General features: G+C 63.6%; 19 protein-coding genes and 1 tRNA gene. 7 read left to right on the plus strand and 13 right to left on the minus strand.

Annotation, left to right across the window (positions count from 1 at the left end; all coding sequences use genetic code 11):
- Positions 1–172: 172 nt before the first annotated feature.
- Complete coding sequence (locus tag EOC83_RS19970) at positions 173–1,180, minus strand: iron ABC transporter substrate-binding protein (protein ID WP_013529419.1); 1,008 nt, start codon at positions 1,178–1,180, stop codon at positions 173–175.
- Positions 1,181–1,441: 261 nt separating this feature from the next.
- Here EOC83_RS19970 and EOC83_RS19975 point away from each other — a divergent pair, with 261 nt between their 5' ends.
- From EOC83_RS19975 to EOC83_RS19985, 3 genes are all read left to right on the plus strand, one after another.
- A complete protein-coding gene (locus EOC83_RS19975) occupies positions 1,442–1,993 on the plus strand; it encodes a sigma-70 family RNA polymerase sigma factor (RefSeq protein WP_013529420.1) in 552 nt (183 codons plus the stop codon).
- Position 1,994: 1 nt separating this feature from the next.
- Positions 1,995–2,633, plus strand: coding sequence for an NrsF family protein (locus tag EOC83_RS19980; RefSeq protein WP_013529421.1), 639 nt, complete (start codon positions 1,995–1,997; stop codon positions 2,631–2,633).
- 134 nt (positions 2,634–2,767) lie between these two features.
- Entirely contained in the window at positions 2,768–4,807 is a 2,040-nt protein-coding gene (locus EOC83_RS19985; RefSeq protein WP_082826552.1) for a PAS domain S-box protein, read from the plus strand.
- Positions 4,808–4,863: 56 nt separating this feature from the next.
- On the opposite strand, the gene EOC83_RS19990 is transcribed toward EOC83_RS19985, so the two are convergent.
- The 7 genes from EOC83_RS19990 to EOC83_RS20020 form a co-directional block, all read right to left on the minus strand.
- Entirely contained in the window at positions 4,864–5,742 is an 879-nt protein-coding gene (locus EOC83_RS19990; protein ID WP_013529423.1) for a 3-hydroxybutyryl-CoA dehydrogenase, read from the minus strand.
- A gap of 208 nt (positions 5,743–5,950) precedes the next feature.
- The gene (locus tag EOC83_RS19995; RefSeq protein ID WP_024503779.1) at positions 5,951–6,880 is read right to left on the minus strand and encodes an electron transfer flavoprotein subunit alpha/FixB family protein; all 930 of its coding nucleotides are present in this window, start codon (positions 6,878–6,880) and stop codon (positions 5,951–5,953) included.
- A gap of 158 nt (positions 6,881–7,038) precedes the next feature.
- Complete coding sequence (locus tag EOC83_RS20000) at positions 7,039–7,788, minus strand: electron transfer flavoprotein subunit beta/FixA family protein (protein ID WP_013529425.1); 750 nt, start codon at positions 7,786–7,788, stop codon at positions 7,039–7,041.
- A 198-nt stretch (positions 7,789–7,986) separates the two neighbouring features.
- Positions 7,987–8,787 carry a rhomboid family intramembrane serine protease gene (locus EOC83_RS20005; RefSeq protein ID WP_027163501.1) on the minus strand — a complete coding sequence of 267 codons (801 nt, stop codon included), beginning with the start codon at positions 8,785–8,787 and terminating at the stop codon, positions 7,987–7,989.
- 28 nt (positions 8,788–8,815) lie between these two features.
- A complete protein-coding gene (locus tag EOC83_RS20010; RefSeq protein ID WP_013529427.1) occupies positions 8,816–9,397 on the minus strand; it encodes a cob(I)yrinic acid a,c-diamide adenosyltransferase in 582 nt (193 codons plus the stop codon).
- Positions 9,398–9,422: 25 nt separating this feature from the next.
- Positions 9,423–9,614 (minus strand): twin transmembrane helix small protein, encoded by a 192-nt coding sequence (locus EOC83_RS20015; protein WP_013529428.1) that lies wholly within the window; start codon positions 9,612–9,614, stop codon positions 9,423–9,425.
- A gap of 24 nt (positions 9,615–9,638) precedes the next feature.
- Complete coding sequence (locus EOC83_RS20020) at positions 9,639–10,505, minus strand: SDR family oxidoreductase (RefSeq protein ID WP_013529429.1); 867 nt, start codon at positions 10,503–10,505, stop codon at positions 9,639–9,641.
- A 55-nt stretch (positions 10,506–10,560) separates the two neighbouring features.
- Between EOC83_RS20020 and EOC83_RS20025 the strand changes: the two genes are divergently transcribed.
- Positions 10,561–11,412, plus strand: coding sequence for a YihY/virulence factor BrkB family protein (locus tag EOC83_RS20025; RefSeq protein ID WP_013529430.1), 852 nt, complete (start codon positions 10,561–10,563; stop codon positions 11,410–11,412).
- A gap of 102 nt (positions 11,413–11,514) precedes the next feature.
- Here the strand turns inward: EOC83_RS20025 and EOC83_RS20030 are convergent, their stop codons facing one another.
- Positions 11,515–12,411 carry a DMT family transporter gene (locus EOC83_RS20030; protein ID WP_063169083.1) on the minus strand — a complete coding sequence of 299 codons (897 nt, stop codon included), beginning with the start codon at positions 12,409–12,411 and terminating at the stop codon, positions 11,515–11,517.
- A 145-nt stretch (positions 12,412–12,556) separates the two neighbouring features.
- The gene (gene gluQRS / locus EOC83_RS20035; RefSeq protein ID WP_063169082.1) at positions 12,557–13,432 is read right to left on the minus strand and encodes a tRNA glutamyl-Q(34) synthetase GluQRS; all 876 of its coding nucleotides are present in this window, start codon (positions 13,430–13,432) and stop codon (positions 12,557–12,559) included.
- A gap of 74 nt (positions 13,433–13,506) precedes the next feature.
- Here gluQRS and EOC83_RS20040 point away from each other — a divergent pair, with 74 nt between their 5' ends.
- Together EOC83_RS20040 and EOC83_RS20045 are read left to right on the plus strand one after the other, a co-directional pair.
- Positions 13,507–14,148, plus strand: a complete 642-nt coding sequence (locus EOC83_RS20040; RefSeq protein ID WP_013529433.1) for a DNA-3-methyladenine glycosylase — start codon at positions 13,507–13,509, stop codon at positions 14,146–14,148.
- A gap of 128 nt (positions 14,149–14,276) precedes the next feature.
- A complete protein-coding gene (locus EOC83_RS20045) occupies positions 14,277–14,834 on the plus strand; it encodes an HNH endonuclease (RefSeq protein ID WP_006328497.1) in 558 nt (185 codons plus the stop codon).
- Between the two features lie 165 nt (positions 14,835–14,999).
- Here the strand turns inward: EOC83_RS20045 and EOC83_RS20050 are convergent, their stop codons facing one another.
- Positions 15,000–15,518, minus strand: a complete 519-nt coding sequence (locus EOC83_RS20050; RefSeq protein ID WP_063169081.1) for a disulfide bond formation protein B — start codon at positions 15,516–15,518, stop codon at positions 15,000–15,002.
- Positions 15,519–15,552: 34 nt separating this feature from the next.
- Positions 15,553–16,140 carry a YqaA family protein gene (locus EOC83_RS20055; protein ID WP_013529435.1) on the minus strand — a complete coding sequence of 196 codons (588 nt, stop codon included), beginning with the start codon at positions 16,138–16,140 and terminating at the stop codon, positions 15,553–15,555.
- A gap of 274 nt (positions 16,141–16,414) precedes the next feature.
- Between EOC83_RS20055 and EOC83_RS20060 the strand changes: the two genes are divergently transcribed.
- A tRNA-Leu gene (locus EOC83_RS20060) sits at positions 16,415–16,499 on the plus strand.
- A gap of 97 nt (positions 16,500–16,596) precedes the next feature.
- Here EOC83_RS20060 and EOC83_RS20065 read toward each other — a convergent pair.
- The gene (locus tag EOC83_RS20065; RefSeq protein WP_063169080.1) at positions 16,597–17,880 is read right to left on the minus strand and encodes a hypothetical protein; all 1,284 of its coding nucleotides are present in this window, start codon (positions 17,878–17,880) and stop codon (positions 16,597–16,599) included.
- Positions 17,881–17,968 lie beyond the last annotated feature (88 nt).

Below are 17,968 nucleotides of genomic sequence, written 5' to 3' on the forward strand. Positions count from 1 at the left end.
GGTCAGACGCCGTGCCGTTGCCGTCCAGCGGCAGCAATTGAAAGACCGCGATCGCGGTCGGGAACACAGCGTGTCGTCATCGACGAATGCCATCTCGAAAAACAAAATCACTCCCGCGGAAGGCGAATTCCCGCGGGAGCGTGGTCGGGTGTCCTTTTAGGACGAATGGCAACTAAAGCAAGCCGGCTGCCGTCATCAGATCGGTGACCTTCTTGGAGTTCAGCGTCGTGGCATCGACCTTCGGCGCCTGCAGATCGGCGAGCGGCACCAGCTTCGGGTTGGAGTCCGCACCCTTGCCGACCGCGTACTCGAAGGAATCGCCGGTTTTCAGCACGTCCTGACCGCCTTTGCCTGTCAGCCATTTCAGGAACGCCTGGGCTTCCTTCGGATGCTTGCTCGAAGCCAGCACACCGCCGCCGGAGATCGAGACGAAGGCGCCCGGATCCTGGTTCTTGAAATAGTGCAGCGCGACATTCTTGCTGTTTTCGCCGGTCTTGGCCTGATCGCCGAAATAGTAATAGTGATAGATCACGCCGCCTTCGATCTCGCCGGCATTGACCGCCTTCATCACCGTGCTGTTGCCCTTGTAGGCGGTGAAATTGGTTTTCATCGCCTTCAGCCAGTCGGCGGTAGCGGCTTCACCTTTGAGCTGGAGCAGGGCGCTGACGATGGCCTGGAAATCGGCGCCCGAGGGGGAGGCGGCCCAACGGCCTTTCCAGCTCGGATCGGCGAGGTCCAGCATCGACTTGGGCAACTGGTCGGCAGTCAGCTTGGTCTTGTTATAGGCAAAGACCGTGCTGCGCGCGGCAACGCCGACCCATTTGCCGCTGGCCGGCTGATAGTCCTGGGGAACCTGCGCCAGCGTGTCCGCGTCGACCGGCGCGAACAGGCCGGCGCTTTCGACCAGCGCCATGGCCGGTGAGTTTTCGGTCAGGAAGACGTCTGCGGGCGAAGCAGCGCCCTCGGCGACGATCTGGTTGGAGAAATCGCTGTCGCCGCCATTGCGCACGGTGACCTTGATGCCTGTTTCCTTGGTGAAGCCTTCGGCCCACGCCTTGGTCAGGCTTTCGTGCTGGGCGTTGTAGACAATGATGCCATCCTCTTCCGCCTTTGCCGGACCGGCGATGAGGCTGATTGCCAGCGCGGCGGCGCCGGCGAGGGTGGAAAGAGCGTATTTCATGGCATTGTCCTCGATTTCGGGGGTCCTGGGTCTGTCACGGCTGCACCTATCCATACATGACAGCTATAGTCAACATTGTTGATGTGCTTCAATCGGTCGCTGACGTGCAAAGGTCGGTGCCGAACGGACAATTCCGCGTGATGCTCACGGTTCGGCGGTGCCGCAAACTTTCGTGATTTGCCGACAGTTTGGCTTGGACATTATTTCGCCGGCCACGTAACAAATCAGCGCCGAGACGCGAAAATCGGGGAGTGAACTCTTGTGAGCGGCAAGGACGAGGCCGAACTTTCCCGGCTGATGCGGGCCGCGATCGCGGGAGATGAAAGGGCTTACGCCGACTTTCTGCACCGGATTGCCGCGCTGGTTCGCGGTTTTGCCAGGCGCAAGATCGTGCAGGGCGGGGTCGATCCCGAGGATGTCGTGCAGGAAACCTTGCTGGCCATTCATGTGAAACGGCATACCTGGCGTCAGGATGCGCCGGTGTTGCCGTGGGTCTATGCGATTGCCCGCTTCAAGCTGATCGATGCGTTCAGGCGGCGCGGACGGCGCATCGAGATCGACGTCGACGATATCGCCGAGACGTTCGCCGAGCCGGAAACCGAGACCGTCAGCGAGCGCGACATCAACCGTGCATTGGACGGTCTGTCGCCGGCTCAGCGCTCCGTGGTCTCGGCCGTGTCGGTGGAAGGGCGGTCCATCGGCGAGACGGCGGCAAAGTTCGGCATCAGTGAGACGGCGGTGCGGGTGTCGCTGCATCGCGGACTTGCCGCGATAGCCAAGCGATTCGGGCAGGGGCGGTTCGGGCGGGAATGACATGAGAACGGACGATCTCATCAAGGCGCTGGACGCCGATGCAACCAGCAAGGCGATGCCGCTGCAATCGGCCTGGTGGCTGGCCGCCGGTGCGGCAGCGGTGATCGCGGCCGTCGTTTTCCTGCTGACCATCGGCCCACGCCCGGATTTCATGGCGGCCGCGCACACGATGCGCTTCCTTTCCAAATTCGTTTTCACCATCGTGCTTGCCGTCAGCGCCTTCGCCCTGATCCGCGCCTTGTCGACACCGGGTGCGTCGACGGGCCGGGCGATGGTTGGGATGGCTGCGGCGCCAGTGCTGGTAGCCGTGGCGGTGGTTCTGGAGCTTTTCATGGTGCCGGAGGCGCTGTGGGGAACCAAAATGGTCGGCTCCAACATGATGATCTGCATGGCTTTCATCCCGCTGATCGGCCTCGGTCCGCTTGCCATCTTCCTGTGGATGCTGCGCTACGGGGCGCCGACACGGCCGGTGCTTGCCGGTGCGGTGGCAGGCCTGCTCGCCGGCGGGCTGGCGGCAACCTTCTATGCCGCCCACTGCTTCGACGATTCGCCGCTTTTCGTCGCCACCTGGTACACGATAGCCATTGCAGCGCTCGCATTGCTTGGCGCGCTCGGCGGACGGTTTTTCGTGCGCTGGTAGCGTTGCGCCACGCTCGCCCGCTCGCGCATACCGATCCTTAATCATGCCGGCAATTGTTTGCCGGTTAGCGATGGCACCGGAATGCCTGACGCAACCTTTCCTTAAAATCGATCCGCCAAGGTTGAGGCGAGAACATGCGTTTGCGCACGGGGGTGGCACGTATCGTGATGCGGCGAGGATTGACCAGCCGAGAATCTCTTGGGCGTGCAGGGCTGGCGTTGCTCGTCGCCGGCCTGGGCGTGCTGGCGGCCTCGATCCTGCTGTCGCGCCTGGACCTGGGCACCGAAGCCTTGAAACTCTGCCTGCAGATCGCGATGGCAGTGGCGGCGGGCGCGCTGTTCCTCGCCGCCCTGTCCACCCGCAGGATCAGCATGGATCGCCAACAGATCGCCGAGAGCGAGCTGCGCTTCCGCCGCGCCATGGAGGATTCAGCGATCGGTATCGTCGTTGTCGGTCTCGATGGGCGCATCCGCCAGACCAATCCGGCCTTCGCGGCCATGCTTGGCTACACAAGCGAAGAGATCGAGACGCTGACTTTCTTCCAGATCACGCATCCCGACGACCAGCAGATCGGGCGGGAGACGATGGACGATCTGAAGGCGGGCACGGTCAATTCCTTCCATTTCGAGAAGCGCTATCTCCGCAAGGACGGAACGCCCGTCTGGGCCCATCTTGCCGGTTCGGTCATTCGCGATGAGACCAGCGGCCGCCCGCTCTATCTCGTCTCGCAAATCGAGAACATCGACGCTCGCAAGCAGGCCGAGGCGCGCATTGCCGAAGCGGAAACGCGTTGGAATTTCGCGCTCGCCGGCGCCGGCCAGGGCGTCTGGGACCTCGACATGCGCAAGGGCGGCACGACCTATTCCTCGACCTGGGTCAAGATGCTGGGCTATGCGGATGGCGAGCTCGATGGCGACACCGACCGCTGGCTGACGATGATCCATCCTGATGATCGCGAGACTGTCGCCGAAGCGGATCGCGCTCATCTCGAGGGCAAGACACCGTTCTTTGAGGCCGAGTTCAGGATGCGCCACAAGGATGGCCACTGGGTGTGGATCCTCGACCGCGGCAAGGCCATCGAACGTGATGAGGATGGACGGCTGATCAGGGCCATCGGCAGCTTGACCGACATCACCCGCCGCAAGGAGGCCGAAGAGCGCCTCACCGTGTCGGCGGCAATGCTTGCCGATGAAAAGGAGCGGCTGAGGGTGACGCTGCAATCGATCGGCGATGCCGTCATCTGCACCGATGCCGCAAACCGGATCACCTTCATGAACCCGGTCGCCGAAAAGCTGACCGGGATTGCCGGCGGCGAGGCTCTCGGCAAGATGCTTGGCCATGTCTACTGGGCGGTCGACGAGGAGACGGGGCACAGGATCGGCGTGACCCGGCCCGCGGTTGGCGTTCATGCGCCCGCCGACCAGAACAGCCGCGCCGTCCTCATCCGGCGCGACGACACGCGCTGCAGCATCCGCCAGGTGGTGTCGCCGATCGTCAACGACCGCAACGAATTCTGCGGGCTGGTCATCGTCTTCCAGGACTTTACCGATGCGCGCGCGCTGCAGCGCCAGCTCGCCCACGCCGCGGCACACGATGCGCTGACCGGCCTTGCCAACCGCTCCAGCTTCATCCGCGCCATGGAGGACCTCGTCGACCAGGCGCGCAAGGACGGCACCGCCGACACGACAAGGTTGGTCGGCGACACGACAAGGTCGGTCGGAGGCGCCGGACATCAGTTCATGTTCATCGACCTCGACCACTTCAAACTGGTCAACGACACGGGTGGCCACGCGGCGGGAGACGCGCTGCTGAAGCGGGTTGCCGTGGCTATTCGCGGCGTGCTTGGTCCAGACGACATCGTCGCTCGCCTCGGCGGCGACGAATTCGCGGTCGTTTTGAAATCGGGTTCGGCAGCCGGCGCCAAGATCGCGGCGCGCTCCATCATCGATGCGATCGGCGGGCTAGACTTCACCTGGGACGGCCGTCCTCACGTGATCGGCGCCAGCATCGGGTTGGCTGCGATCAATGCCAATTGTGGCGAGGTCGACGAGATCATCGCCAGGGCCGATGCGGCTTGCTATGCCGCCAAGGCGGCGGGCCGTGGCTGTGTCTCCGTGGCGCCCGACGCACAGATCGTGGATGGCCGGACAGAGCCACTGGCGGTGGCCTCCTGATAGACCCGTCGCCGCTGAACCGAAAGGCTTGTCCCTGATTTGCGCCGACGATCCGCTCAGCGCGTCGGGACGGGATGCTCGCCGCGATAGTCGTAGAAGCCGCGCCCGGTCTTGCGGCCGAGCCAGCCGGCCTCGACATATTTCACCAGGAGCGGGCAAGGGCGGTACTTGGAGTCCGACAGGCCGTCATGCAGCACCTGCATGATCGACAGGCAGGTATCGAGCCCGATGAAGTCAGCCAGCTGCAGCGGCCCCATCGGATGGTTGGCGCCGAGCCGCATCGCGGTGTCGATGGCGTCGACCGAGCCGACACCCTCATAGAGCGTGTAGATCGCCTCGTTGATCATCGGCAGCAGGATGCGGTTGACGATGAAAGCAGGAAAATCCTCCGAGACCGTGATCGTCTTGTCGAGCTGCTTCACATAGGTCTTGGCTGCCTCGAAGGTCTGGTCCTCGGTGGCGATGCCGCGCACCAGTTCGACCAGCTTCATCAGCGGCACCGGGTTCATGAAATGTATGCCGATGAACCGCTCGGGCCGGTCGGTCTGCGCGGCAAGCCGCGTGATCGAGATCGACGAGGTGTTGGTCGCCAGGATGGCTTCGGGATTGAGCTGCGGACAAAGCTGGGCGTAGATCTTGCGCTTGACCGTCTCGTCCTCGGTCGCCGCCTCGATCACCAGGTCAGCACCCGCAAGATCGGCCATCGCGGGCGCGGCCGAAATGCGGCCCATCGCATCGTTGCGCACCTTCTCGTCGAGCTTGCCGGACCCCACCTGGCGGGCCATGTTGCCGCTGATCGTGGCGATGCCCTTCTCGATGCGGTCGGGCGAGATATCGTAGATCAATACCTTGTAGCCTGAAAGCGCGGAGACATGGGCGATGCCGCCACCCATCTGGCCCGCGCCGATGATGCCGATCGTCTCGATCTTGCTCATTACACCGATCCCGTCCTGAACCCTTCCGCTTGAACTGCGAAAGCGCTCCACCTTTTATTTTACCGCAATCCCGGACGCAAAACCGCTGCGCACTTTTGCTGGATTGCTTTCAGCCTTTGCGGCCTGCTTTTTGTGCGGTGCAAACTAAAAGGGCGGGGCGACTTCGTCTACCCCACCCTCACCATTTAATACGCTTTGGCAGAAAGCGTCAAAGCGCCTTTTGCAGTTCCGGCAGGATGACGAACAGGTCGCCGACGAGGCCGTAGTCGGCAACCTGGAAAATCGGCGCCTCCTCGTCCTTGTTGATGGCGACGATGACCTTGGAATCCTTCATGCCGGCAAGGTGCTGGATGGCGCCGGAGATGCCGACCGCGATGTAGAGATCGGGGGCAACCACCTTGCCGGTCTGGCCGACCTGCCAATCGTTCGGCGCATAGCCGGCATCGACGGCGGCGCGGGAAGCGCCGACCGCGGCGCCGAGCTTGTCGGCAACCGGCAGGATGACCTCCTGGAATTTCTCCGAGGAGCCCAGCGCGCGGCCGCCCGAGATGATGATCTTGGCCGAGGTCAGCTCCGGACGGTCGGTCTCGGAAAGCTTGTTCTCGATGAAGGTGGAGAGGCCCGGATTCGCCGCGGCCTTAACGGTCTCGACGGCTGCCGAGCCGCCCTCGGGGGCTGCCTGGAAGGAGGCGGTGCGCACGGTGATCACCTTCTTGGCGTCGCTCGACTGCACCGTCTGGATGGCGTTGCCGGCATAGATCGGCCGCTTGAAGGTGTCGGGCGATACGACTTCGATGATCTCGGACACCTGCGCGACATCGAGGAGCGCAGCCACGCGCGGCGCGACATTCTTGCCCGACGAGGTCGCCGGCGCGATGATGGTGTCGTAGGCGCCCGCCAGCGACACAATGAGCGCTGCCGTCGGTTCGGCCAGGCGCTCGGCAAGCTCGTCGGCCTCGGCCAACAGCACCTTGCTCACGCCCTTCAGCTTGGCGGCAGCGTCGGCTGCCGGCTTGGCGCCCTTGCCGGCAACCAGCACATGCACGTCCGAGCCGATCTGCAGCGCGGCCGACAGCGCCTTGGCGGTCTGGTCGGAAAGGGTTGCGTTGTCGTGTTCTGCAATCAGAAGAATAGCCATTGATGATATTCCTGACTTTCGTCTTCGCGGCTCCCTGAAATCCGGTCAGGCCGAGTCGAAAACGGTTGGTTTCGAGAACCGGAGCGGAGCGTACTTCTGTACGTGAGCACCGGAAGCGGAGAAGCCAGCCGTTTGCAGGCCGGCCTCATCGGATTTCCTTACAGCACGCCGGCTTCGTTCTTCAGCTTGTCGACCAGCTCAGCGACGCTCTTGACCTTGACGCCTGCCTTGCGGCCGCTCGGCTCTTCGGTCTTGATGACCTTCAGCCGCGGCTTGACGTCGGCGCCGTAGTCGGCCGGGCTCTTCTCGTCGAGCTGTTTCTTCTTGGCCTTCATGATGTTGGGCAGCGAGGCATAGCGCGGCTGGTTGAGGCGAAGGTCGGCGGTGACGATCACCGGCATCTTCAGTTCCACCGTCTGCAGGCCGCCATCGACTTCCCGCGTCACCTTGGCCTTGTCGCCGTCGAGCACGATCTTGGAGGCGAAGGTGCCCTGCGCCCAGCCCAACAGTGCCGCCAGCATCTGGCCGGTCTGGTTGGAATCGTCGTCGATCGCCTGCTTGCCGAGGATGACGAGGCCGGGCTGCTCGGCGTCGACGACGCCCTTCAGCACCTTGGCGACGCCGAGCGGCTCGGTCTGTTCGTCGGTCTTGACCAGGATGGCGCGGTCGGCGCCCATGGCGAGCGCCGTGCGCAGGGTTTCCTGCGCCTGCTGCGGGCCGATCGAGACGACGATGATTTCTTCCGCCTTGCCAGCTTCCTTCAGCCGGATCGCTTCTTCAACCGCGATCTCGTCGAACGGGTTCATCGCCATCTTGACGTTGGCGAGCTCCACCGCCGAACCATCAGCCTTCACGCGAACCTTGACGTTCGCATCCACAACCCGCTTCACGGGCACAAGGATCTTCATTTGCCTGTCACCTCTTCACGCTAATTGGGCGCGCTATAACAGCCTGCACCCGTTCTGAGTTGTCGAAAGCCGACATTCCAGGTGGAAATTCTGGCCGGATGGAAATTCTGGTCTTTGCCCGCCTTAGGTTGCGGCGGAGACGTTTCCGTAGTTGCGGCAACCCTGCACGTCAATACGCTGCAAGTGGCTCAAATCGGTTCAGTCCGAACTGGAAGCGTTTCCGCGTCCCCAGCGCGGTGTCGCGGCGGGTTGATCGGGGATCAGCGGTTCCGTGGCAACCGGCGGCTGGTCGGGCGCGGCGGGCGCGACGTCTTCGTCGGCGCCGGCAAACAGCGGCACGCCGCGGCTACGCAAGACAAGCACCAGAACGGCGCCGGCGATGATGCCGCCGATATGGCAGGCCCAGGAGATCTGATCCTCGCCGCCGGCGGCAAACATCACCACCTGGAAGAGGACCCACAGGATGAGCGGGATGAAGGCCGGAATGCGCAGCGGGATGCGGGCGAAGGCCAACACCCAGACCTTCACCCTGGGATAAAGGATCAGATAGGCGACGACCACGCCGGCGATGGCGCCCGAGGCACCGATCAGCGGCACCTGCGAGTCCCAGGCGACGAGGCCCTGGAAGGCGGCGCCGGCGATCGCGCACAACAGGTAGAAGATGAGGTAGCGGATGTGACCGAGCGCGTCCTCGACATTGTCGCCGAACACCCACAGGAACAGCATGTTGCCGCCGAGGTGGAAGATGTCGGCATGCAGGAAGGAATAGGTGAGGTAGCTCAGGCTTTCGGGGATGACGATAAAACGGGGATCGAGCTCGGCGGTGTCATGGACGACCGACGGGATGAAGCCGAGACCAAGCACGGCGGCATTGGAGAAACTCTCGCCGCCGAGCGCGGTGGCGAGGTAGACCAGGGCGTTGGCCACGATCAGCCCGATGGTCACATATTGCAGGCGGATGTGGCGCAGCCTGTTGGTGTCGTAAAGCGGGATGAACATGCCCCAGGCCCTCTTCCGCTTTCGACAATCAGCGGTTCTTGCCGGGAACCCATAGCACGTCGGCGTTTCCGTTGTCATTGACCGCCCGGGCGGCGACAAACAGGAAATCCGAGACGCGGTTGATGTATTTCAGACCGTCGCGGTTGACGTGCTCGTTCGGGTCCTGGGCCAGTGCGACCATCAGCCTTTCGGCTCGCCTTGCCACGGTGCGGGCAAGGTGAAGTGCCGCCGCCGCCGCTGTGCCGCCATTGAGCACGAAGGATTTGAGCGGCTGAAGCTCCTTGTTGAGAAGGTCGATGTCCTTTTCGACCCGGTCGGTCTGCACGGCGACGATGCGAAGCGGCTCATAGCCGAGCGGCTTGCCGTCGTCGGGTACGGCGAGATCGGCGCCGAGATCGAACAGATCGTTCTGGATGCGGGAAAGCATGGCGTCGATCGCGGGATGGGCCGCGGCCGTGTGGACCCTGGCGATGCCGATGCAGGCATTGGCCTCGTCGACCGTGCCGTAGGCCTCTACCCGCAGATCGGATTTCAGCCGCCTCTCGCCGGTGCCGAGACCCGTGGTGCCATCATCGCCGGTGCGGGTGTAGATCTTGTTGAGCTTGACCATTTCGCCTCCCCGGCCGCCGGCATCCTCACTTGCGGGTGAAATACACCGCCAGCAGGATCAGCACCAGCGCCACGGCCTGCAGCATGACTCGCGCCTGCATCAGCTTGTTCGAGGTGACGCCGGAGCCGCCGCGCATCATGTTGATGAGGCCGCGAACAAGCACGACCGCAACGGCGACCATGACCAGAATGGCGAGAATGTTGAAGACGGTTGCCATTGCTTCGTTCCAGTTGGTTGGCGTTCAGGCGCGTTTGGCCATCAGGCGGTAAAGCATCGATGCCGGCAGGATGCGTCTGAGCACCGCGCCGATCCTGGCGGGCACTGTTACCACATAGTGCGGGCGTGGGCGCCGCGACAGAAGTGCATGGCGCAGCGCCGCATGAACCACTTCCGGCCCTGGCTTCAAGGCCGATTGGCTGCCGCCGGCCCGCAGTCGCTCGAGTTGCGCCGCATAGTCCACGCGGTGCACGGAATTCTCGTGGTCGATGTTGCTGAGAAACCAAATGAGGCCATTGCTGGCGATCTTCGACTTCACCGGCCCCGGCTCGATCAGCGAAACGTGGACGCCGCTGCCGGCCAGTTCCTGGCGCTGGCAGAGCATCAAGGCCTCCAGTGCGTGCTTCGACGCCGAATAGGCGCCGCGAAAGCGCACCGGCACGAGGCCAAGGATCGACGAGCAGTGGACGATGCGGCCCTGACCCTGGCGGCGCATCACCGGCACCAGCCGGCGGGTCAAATCATGCCAGCCGAAGAAATTCGCCTCGAACTGCTGCTTGAGCGCGGCAACGGGCAGATCCTCGACGGCGCCCGGCTGCGCATAGGCGCCGTTGTTGAACAGGGCGTCGAGCCGGCCGCCGGTGCGGTCGAGCACCGCCGTCACCAGCGCGGCGATGGAGTCCGGCTCGCAATAATCGAGATAGAAGGCCTCGATGCCGTCGGCCTCGAGCGCGGCGATGTCCTGCGGCTTGCGCGCCGTTGCGAACACCCGCCAGCCCTCCGCCTTCAACGCGCGGGCGCAGTACGCGCCTATTCCCGAAGACGCACCGGTGATGATAATCGAGCGCAACTTCTGCGCCGGACTGTTCGTGGTTTCGCCAAGGGTTGCCATTTGCCGCAATCCCTTCCCATATTCCCGGCGTGGAGACAATTGGAGGGCGCGGTTCTTGTTGCGGAAGATCGTAGCCCTCAAGCGGGTCCTCTACGACGCACTTGGCCATTTCAACACCGATGACGGCTGGGCGATGGCCAGCCATCTGGCGATCACCTCGCTGATGGCGCTGTTCCCGTTCCTGATCTTCGCGACGACGCTGGCGAGCTTCCTCGGCGCGCAGGCGTTCTCCGACACGGCCGTGCATCTGGTCTTCGACACCTGGCCCGAACAGATCGCCAAGCCGATCGCGCGCGAAGTGCTCAATGTGCTGACCGTCAGGCGCACCGACCTTTTGACCTATGGTGTGGTGCTTGCGGCCTATTTTGCCTCGAACGGCATCGAGGCGCTGCGCACGTCGCTCAACCGCGCCTACCGCGTCTCGGAAACGCGCGGCATCATCTACCGCCGGGTGCAGAGCATCATCTTCGTGCTCATCGCCACGGCCGGTTTCCTGGCGATCAGCGTGCTCCTGGTGTTCGCGCCGCTGCTGGCGCGGCTCGCCGAAGCCCATATCGACTGGATCAAGCCCTATATGGGCACCATTACGCTATGGCGTTACGTCATCGCTTCGGCGGTCATTGTCGGCGGATTGTTTGCCGTCCATTTCTGGCTGCCGGCGGGCAAGCGCCGCTTCGTGTCGCTGGTGCCGGGCATCGTCTTCACGCTGGCGGCATGGCTTATCGGTTCGACCATCTTCGCCACCTATCTCGACCACTTCTCGTCCTATGTGACGACCTATGCCGGCCTGGCCTCGATCATGATCGCCGTGGTCTTCCTCTACATGGTGTCGGCGATCTTCATCCTCGGCGGCGAGCTCAATGCCGCGATCAGCCGCTATCTGGAGGCGCGTGCGCGGGTGGGATGACAGGGCGAATTGAGGAATTGAAGAACTGAAGAATTGGAGAAAAAGCGGGCCATATCCGGCGCTGTCTGTGCTTCTTCCTCAATTCCTCAATTCCTCAATTCCTCAATTCCTCAATTCCACAGTTCTTCCCTTGGCCTGCCGCGCCGTTGCCAGGCCGACGCCGAATGTCGTGATCGCCATGCCGGCAATCTGAAGTGCGTTGAGCTGCTCGTCGAACAGGGCCCAGGCGATGATCGCCGTCACCGCCGGCACCAGGTAGAACAGCGAGGCGACCTTCGACATCTCGCCGTCGCGGATCATCACCATCAGCAGGAAGATGGCGCCGAGCGACAGCACCAGCACCAGCCAGGCCATGGCGAAGATGAGTTCGCCATTGATGACGACCGTGTGGGTTTCGAAGGCGAGGGAGGCGACGAGCATCAGCGAGCCACCGCCGACATATTGCCACATGGTCGCCGCGACGAGGTCGCCGCCGGAGGCAAAGCGCTTCTGCCAGATGGTGCCGGCGCTCATGCCGAGCACCGAAACCAGCGAGGCTGTCAATGTCGCCGCGGTCACGCCGCCGCCGAGCGCGCCGAGCTTCGGCCACAGCACGATGACGATACCGATGAGGCCGATGCCAAGGCCAAGCCAGTGACGCGGCAGGATCGCCTCGCCGAGGAATTTGCCGGCCAGCACCGCCGTGATCAGCGGCTGCAGGCCGACGATGAGGGCCGAAAAGCCGGCCGGCATGCCCCTGTGGATGGCCCAGAACACAGCGCCGAGATAGACGCCATGCATCAGGATGCCCGCGCCGGTGGCATGCAGCGCCTCCTCGCGGGTGGCTTTTTTCGAACCCAATACAAGCATCAGGACGGCCAGCAGGATGGCGGCGATGACGAACCGCGCGGCGAGGAAGGTGAACGGCTCCGCCCATGGCATGGCGTAGCGCGCGCCAATGAAGCCGGTCGCCCACAGAACGACGAAGGTGGCGGGAATGAACCGCTTGATGCTGTGCATGTTCCGGAGTCCGCCGCACTGGAGAGAATTGCCGTGGCGATGCTCTAATCCCGTTCACCCCGGCGCGCAAAGCGAAACGGTTGATCCATAGATCACCGGAATTCAACGCCGGCCCATCTGGGGTGGCTTCTTGGTCTCACCGGGCTCAAAGCCCGACCATTCGCCTGATGTCGTCAGGCGATGCGCCGGCATGGCGCAAGGCGGCAAGGCCGGTATCGCCCAGGCTCTTCGACAGTTTTCGCCCGTCGGGCCCGAGGATGAGGCGATGATGGAAATAGGCGGGTTGCGGCAGTCCCAGGAGTTGCTGCAGCAGGCGCTGCACGCCGGTGGCGGAAAACAGATCTTGTCCGCGCACGACGTGGCTGACACCTTGCAGGGCATCGTCCATGACGACGGCGAGGTGGTAGCTGGTCGGGATATCGCGGCGCGCCACGATCACGTCGCCCCAGTCCTGCGGACGGGCTTCGATCGAGCGTGTCGCGGAAAGCGTCTCGTCGGCGAATTCGGTCCAAGACAGGTCCTTGCCGACACGCGCCAAGGCGGCATCGACATCCAGCCGCCAGGCGAAGGGCGCATTCCCGGCGATCCGCCGCTGGCGTTCCTTGACTGGCAGCGCCTTGTCAGCGGCGGGGTAGAGCGGCACGCCATCGGGATCGCGCGGCCAGTCGCGCCCACGCTTTTCACTGTCGGTGATGAAGGCGCGGATCTCGCCACGGCTCATGAAGGCGGGATAGACGAGTTCCTCCCGGACCAGCCGCTCGAGCACCGCCTGGTATTCGGCGAAATGCTCGGATTGGCGGCGCACCGGCTCTTCCCAGCCAAGCCCCAGCCATTTCAGGTCGGCAAGCACGCCGGCCTCGAATTGCGGCGTGCAGCGCGTCGTGTCGATATCCTCGATGCGCAGCAGCAGGCGGCCGTCCGCCCGTGCCGCCAGCTTCTGGTTGAGCAGCGCCGAATAGGCGTGGCCGAGATGCAGGTCGCCATTGGGGCTGGGCGCGAAGCGGAATGTCAGGAGTGTCATCTCTGCGGCGGCAATCGGGTTGTGCGGCGGTTTTGCCAATTGCTACCGTGCTGCCGGTTCAGGAACAAGAAAGCATGCAGCGTATCGCGACATCAGACGACATTGCCCGGGGGCTCGATGCGCTTTGCGTGATCGACCCGCGCCTGGAAAAGGTGCGCGGCATGGCCGGCGAAGTGCCGCTGCGGCTGTCCGAACCGGGGTTTCGAAGCCTGGCGTCGATCGTCGTCTCGCAGCAAGTGTCCCGCGCCAGCGCCGATGCGATCTTCGGCCGGCTGACCAAGCTCGTCGATCCGCTGACGCCGCAGGCGATCCTGGCCGCCGGCGAGGACATGTTTCGCGAGGCCGGCCTGTCGCGGCCGAAGCAGCGCGGCCTGATCGCAATTGCCCAGGCCGTGGTCGACGGCCTCGACCTGCATCACCTCTGTTCGCTCGATGCCGAGGAGGCGATCACGACGATGACGGCGGTGTCCGGCATCGGCCCGTGGACGGCGGAAGTGTACCTCTTATTCGCCGCCGGGCACCCCGACATTTTCCCCGCGCGTGATGTCGCGCTGCAGAGCGCGGTCGGCCACGCGCTCGGCATCGAGCCGCGTCCGCCGGAGAAAACGCTGATCGCATTGGCCGAATCATGGAGCCCGTGGCGAGGTGTCGCATCGCGGCTTTTCTGGTCCTATTATCGTGAAACCAGAGGGCGGGACGCCGCGCCGCCGGCCTGAATCCGCGAAAAATCATAAAAATCATGCATTTTTGGCGCTTCAGCGACGCGACAATCCGCTTCACATCCCTGTCATGTCGGGCTTACAGTATCCGTGCCGTTCGGGTCTAGAACCAAGGAGGTGAACACGTGACGGTTGCCGTATCTCCGGATGGGCTTCCAGCACTGGTGCTGAATGCGGATTACCGTCCGCTCAGCTATTACCCCTTGTCGCTCTGGTCGTGGCAGGACGCTATCAAGGCGGTGTTCCTCGACCGGGTGAACATCGTCGCCGAATACGAGCACGCCGTCTCCTCGCCGACCTTCTCGATGAAGCTGCCGAGCGTTGTCAGTCTTAAGGCCTATGTGAAGCCCTCCAGGCACCCGGCCTTCACCCGCTTCAACGTCTTCCTGCGCGATCGCTTCCAGTGCCAGTATTGCGGCACGCCGGAGGACCTGACCTTCGATCACGTCATCCCCCGCCATCGCGGCGGCGCGACGACGTGGGAGAATGTCGTTGCCGCCTGTTCGCCGTGCAATTTGAGGAAGGGCGGCATGATGCCGGCGCATGCCAAGATGTGGCCGTTGCAGAAGCCTTTCCAGCCGACGGTGCACGATCTGCACAACAATGGCCGCCTGTTCCCGCCCAACCATCTGCATGAGAGCTGGATGGATTATCTCTACTGGGATGTCGAACTCGAACCATAGAGTTCGGCACAAATCCGCCATGCTGGCCGCCTGACGCAGCTTTCTGCGCTTCCGGTGCTCACGTACTTCAGTACGCTCCGCTCCGGTTCTCGAAAGCCGCGCCATCCGACTCAGCCTGGCGAATTTTTGCTCGAACTCTGCGTCGCGCCGTTCAATCGAATTGGTTTAGTCGCGGGCGAAAGCGGCTCGGAAGGCGACGGCGGCGAGGATCAGGCTGGCGATGGCGTTCCAGCCGGCCAGCGACAGGCCGAGGATGCGCAAAGCGGCCTTGTCGCAGGACGGCGGCACGAATTTGTCGAGCGCGTCGAGCACGCCCTTGCCGCCGGTGTCGACCGGTCCGGCGCCTGCGGTACAATCGGTCGGGCCGGCCCACCACTGCCATTCGACGCCGGAGTGGTAGACGCCGAGATAGAGGCCGTAGAGCATCAGGATGCCGCCGACGGCCAGCAGGCCGCGCGTCAGCCAGCTGGGTGCGTGCAGCATCGACGCAATCACCGCCAGCACCATCAGCGGGACGCCGATATAGTAGGGCGTGCGCTGTTCGAGGCAGAGGTGGCAGGGGATATAGCCGCCGAGATACTGGAAGCCGAGCGCCGAGCCAACGGTGGCGGCCATGGCGACGGCGAGGAACAAGGCGGTCAGCGTGCGCTGGCGTCCGGTGTCGGCATTCATGGTCGCTGTCATTTCAATCGGTCCGTCCGGCTTGCAATGGTTCTGTTCAGAACGCGTATTTGACCAGGATATAGAGCAAAATCAGGGCAACCGCGCCGGCGCCGGCGATCAGGCCGAGGCGCTTTTCGATGAATTCGCGGATCGGTTCGCCATAGCGGCGCAGCAGCCAGGCGAGCAGCAGGAAGCGGGCGCCGCGGGCCACGATCGCCAGCACGATGAACAGCAGCAAATTGACGCCGATGACACCGGACAGGATCGTCACCACCTTGATCGGCGGCAGGTGGGCGGCACCCGACGTGATCAGCATCAGGACGATGAAGCCGACGCCGGCGCCCGCGCGCAGTTGCTCGAACTCGTCGTACTTGCCGTAGAATTCGAGGATCGGCCTGGCGACCGCGTCATAGGCATAGTGGCCGATGAACCAGCCGGCGATGCCGCCCAGCACCGAGGCGACGGTGGCGATCAGCGCATAGCGGTAGGCGCGATCCGGCCGCGACAGCGCCATCGGCAGATAGAGCACGTCGGCCGGCACCAGGAACACCGAGCTTTCGACGAAGGCGATGAAGGCCAGCCACCATTCGGCGGATTTGCGGGCCGCCAGCGACAGGGTCCAGTCGTAAAGTCCGCGAAGCATCGGCACTCCTAATGCGTGTCGTTCAATTGCGCAGGCAGGTTGGGGTGTAACGGCATGCACAGAACAAAGACCCAGCGCACGCCATCCGTCCCCGCAGACGTGCCGCGCTTTGATGCGCCGCCTGTCTAGAAAGATTTTCCGCGCTGCACAATGGCAGCCCCGTCACGAAATCGAAAGGCGCAGTTTGGTCGCATCCGGGGCGACGAGGAATTGGCCAGTTGACGAACAGGCCTCCAACCGTATAGTCCCGCGCCATCCAGGCCGCCCGGCCTGAGCCCCTATGGCGGAATTGGTAGACGCGCTCGACTCAAAATCGAGTTCCGCAAGGAGTGCTGGTTCGATCCCGGCTAGGGGCACCACCCTTCGCTCTCCGAGCTTCGGGTGGCAGGCCACTCGAAGTTCAATAGACGAAGGGCGTCACGGTCGCTTTGGCTCCCGATACGTCTCAGCAGGCGATCAACACGCTTTGCGCGCCACGCTGGGGTCGCCGTCATTGGCCGGGCCGATCTCGCCAGCTGCCAGCAATTCGTCGAATGTCCGTTCTAGGTCGGCGCTGTCATCGGCTGCCGGTCCGCTGGGCGGATCCTGGCGTGTCAGCGTTTCCAGCCTTTGGTGAAGCTGGCGGTTCTCGTTGCGGCAACGGGCATGCGCGAGTTCGTCGGTCATGCCGCGCAAGCGGAGATCGGCGAGTTGAACCTTCACCGCGCCACAGTCTCGGCGCGCCGCGTCGCGCTCCTGGCGTAAATTCGCAATCTCGGTTTCCGAGGTTTGGCGCCGATGCTCGGCCACGTCCTCGGCGCGCTGCCCGGCGCTCGGCGTTGCGCGGACCACGCTTTGATCGGGGGTGCTGCGCTGGAGCAAGCGCAACCTCTTTTCAAGTTCGACGGCCCGTTCCTGCGCGGCGGCGGCGCAATCGCCGAGAACGCCGCGCTGATGCTCGACCGTGGACAGCCGCGCTTGCAGGTCCTGCTGTACAAGCATCTGCGCAGATAGTTTGCCGGTCAGTCGTTCGTTGTGGACTTGGTAGTCCGCGACCTTGGAACGAAGCAGCATGGCGGCCTGTTGCAAGCTGGCGAGCCGCAATGCAACGTCCTCACGCGCCTGCTCGGCGGCTTGCCTGGCCATGGTCTCGTCGCGGAGTTGCCCCGACACGCGCGCCAGGTTCCGTCCCAGGCGCTCGACCTCGACATTCGCTTCGAGGAACCGTGTTGCGCGCTGGCCGGCATGCCTATCCGCCTGCGCAATGGTCTGCCGTGCCCTGTTGAGTTGGACCTCCAGGTCGGCGATGGTCTTGCTTGCGATCGATAGCTCGCGCGATTTTCGCCCAAGCTCTTTCGAGGTGCGATCCTGCAAACGTTGCAGCTTCGCCACCTCTTCCTGCAAGTCCCATTTGTCCGTATCGGGAGCGTCGGCATCGTGCGTTTGCGCATCGAGCCTGGCCACATAGTCCTCAACCAGCGACCACGCCAAGTCGTCATCGTTGGACAAGAGCGAGGAGCCGCGCATGGCGTGGGCCTGACTCGAGCCCGTCCGGGCCGAAGTCGAGCCGAGGGAGGCGGCCAGCGTGTCTGACTGGGCCAATCCGGTCACGGGCTCCTCTTCGAAGAGAGGCAAAGCTTGATGCGTGGCGGCTCGGATGCTTCGAATCAGTTCTTCGAAGTCTTCGTCGGCCCTTCGGACAACGGCGCTGTCGTTCGCACTGATGTGCCGGGCGCCGTTGGCCTCATGATTCAGCGACATTTTTCTCTCATCGCGGACCGAATCACTAGACTATCGTGCATCAAGGACAAGAATGCGAGTAGATCTTGCCGGGTTTCACCGGAAAATT

Source organism: Mesorhizobium sp. Primo-A, assembly GCF_003997175.1.
Lineage (GTDB): Bacteria > Pseudomonadota > Alphaproteobacteria > Rhizobiales > Rhizobiaceae > Mesorhizobium > Mesorhizobium ciceri.

Bases quoted from the DNA above. Each gene is read 5' to 3' on its own strand.
- EOC83_RS20020 (WP_013529429.1), bottom strand. From the start codon at position 10,505: ATGGCAACCCTTGGCGAAACCACGAACAGTCCGGCGCAGAAGTTGCGC.
- EOC83_RS20030 (WP_063169083.1), bottom strand. From the start codon at position 12,411: ATGCACAGCATCAAGCGGTTCATTCCCGCCACCTTCGTCGTTCTGTGG.
- EOC83_RS20065 (WP_063169080.1), bottom strand. From the start codon at position 17,880: ATGTCGCTGAATCATGAGGCCAACGGCGCCCGGCACATCAGTGCGAAC.
- EOC83_RS19995 (WP_024503779.1), bottom strand. From the start codon at position 6,880: ATGGCTATTCTTCTGATTGCAGAACACGACAACGCAACCCTTTCCGAC.
- EOC83_RS20050 (WP_063169081.1), bottom strand. From the start codon at position 15,518: ATGACAGCGACCATGAATGCCGACACCGGACGCCAGCGCACGCTGACC.
- EOC83_RS20040 (WP_013529433.1), top strand. From the start codon at position 13,507: ATGCAGCGTATCGCGACATCAGACGACATTGCCCGGGGGCTCGATGCG.
- EOC83_RS20010 (WP_013529427.1), bottom strand. From the start codon at position 9,397: ATGGTCAAGCTCAACAAGATCTACACCCGCACCGGCGATGATGGCACC.
- gluQRS (WP_063169082.1), bottom strand. From the start codon at position 13,432: ATGACACTCCTGACATTCCGCTTCGCGCCCAGCCCCAATGGCGACCTG.
- EOC83_RS19990 (WP_013529423.1), bottom strand. From the start codon at position 5,742: ATGAGCAAGATCGAGACGATCGGCATCATCGGCGCGGGCCAGATGGGT.
- EOC83_RS19970 (WP_013529419.1), bottom strand. From the start codon at position 1,180: ATGAAATACGCTCTTTCCACCCTCGCCGGCGCCGCCGCGCTGGCAATC.
- EOC83_RS19985 (WP_082826552.1), top strand. From the start codon at position 2,768: ATGCGTTTGCGCACGGGGGTGGCACGTATCGTGATGCGGCGAGGATTG.
- EOC83_RS20015 (WP_013529428.1), bottom strand. From the start codon at position 9,614: ATGGCAACCGTCTTCAACATTCTCGCCATTCTGGTCATGGTCGCCGTT.
- EOC83_RS19980 (WP_013529421.1), top strand. From the start codon at position 1,995: ATGAGAACGGACGATCTCATCAAGGCGCTGGACGCCGATGCAACCAGC.
- EOC83_RS20000 (WP_013529425.1), bottom strand. From the start codon at position 7,788: ATGAAGATCCTTGTGCCCGTGAAGCGGGTTGTGGATGCGAACGTCAAG.
- EOC83_RS20005 (WP_027163501.1), bottom strand. From the start codon at position 8,787: ATGTTCATCCCGCTTTACGACACCAACAGGCTGCGCCACATCCGCCTG.
- EOC83_RS20055 (WP_013529435.1), bottom strand. From the start codon at position 16,140: ATGCTTCGCGGACTTTACGACTGGACCCTGTCGCTGGCGGCCCGCAAA.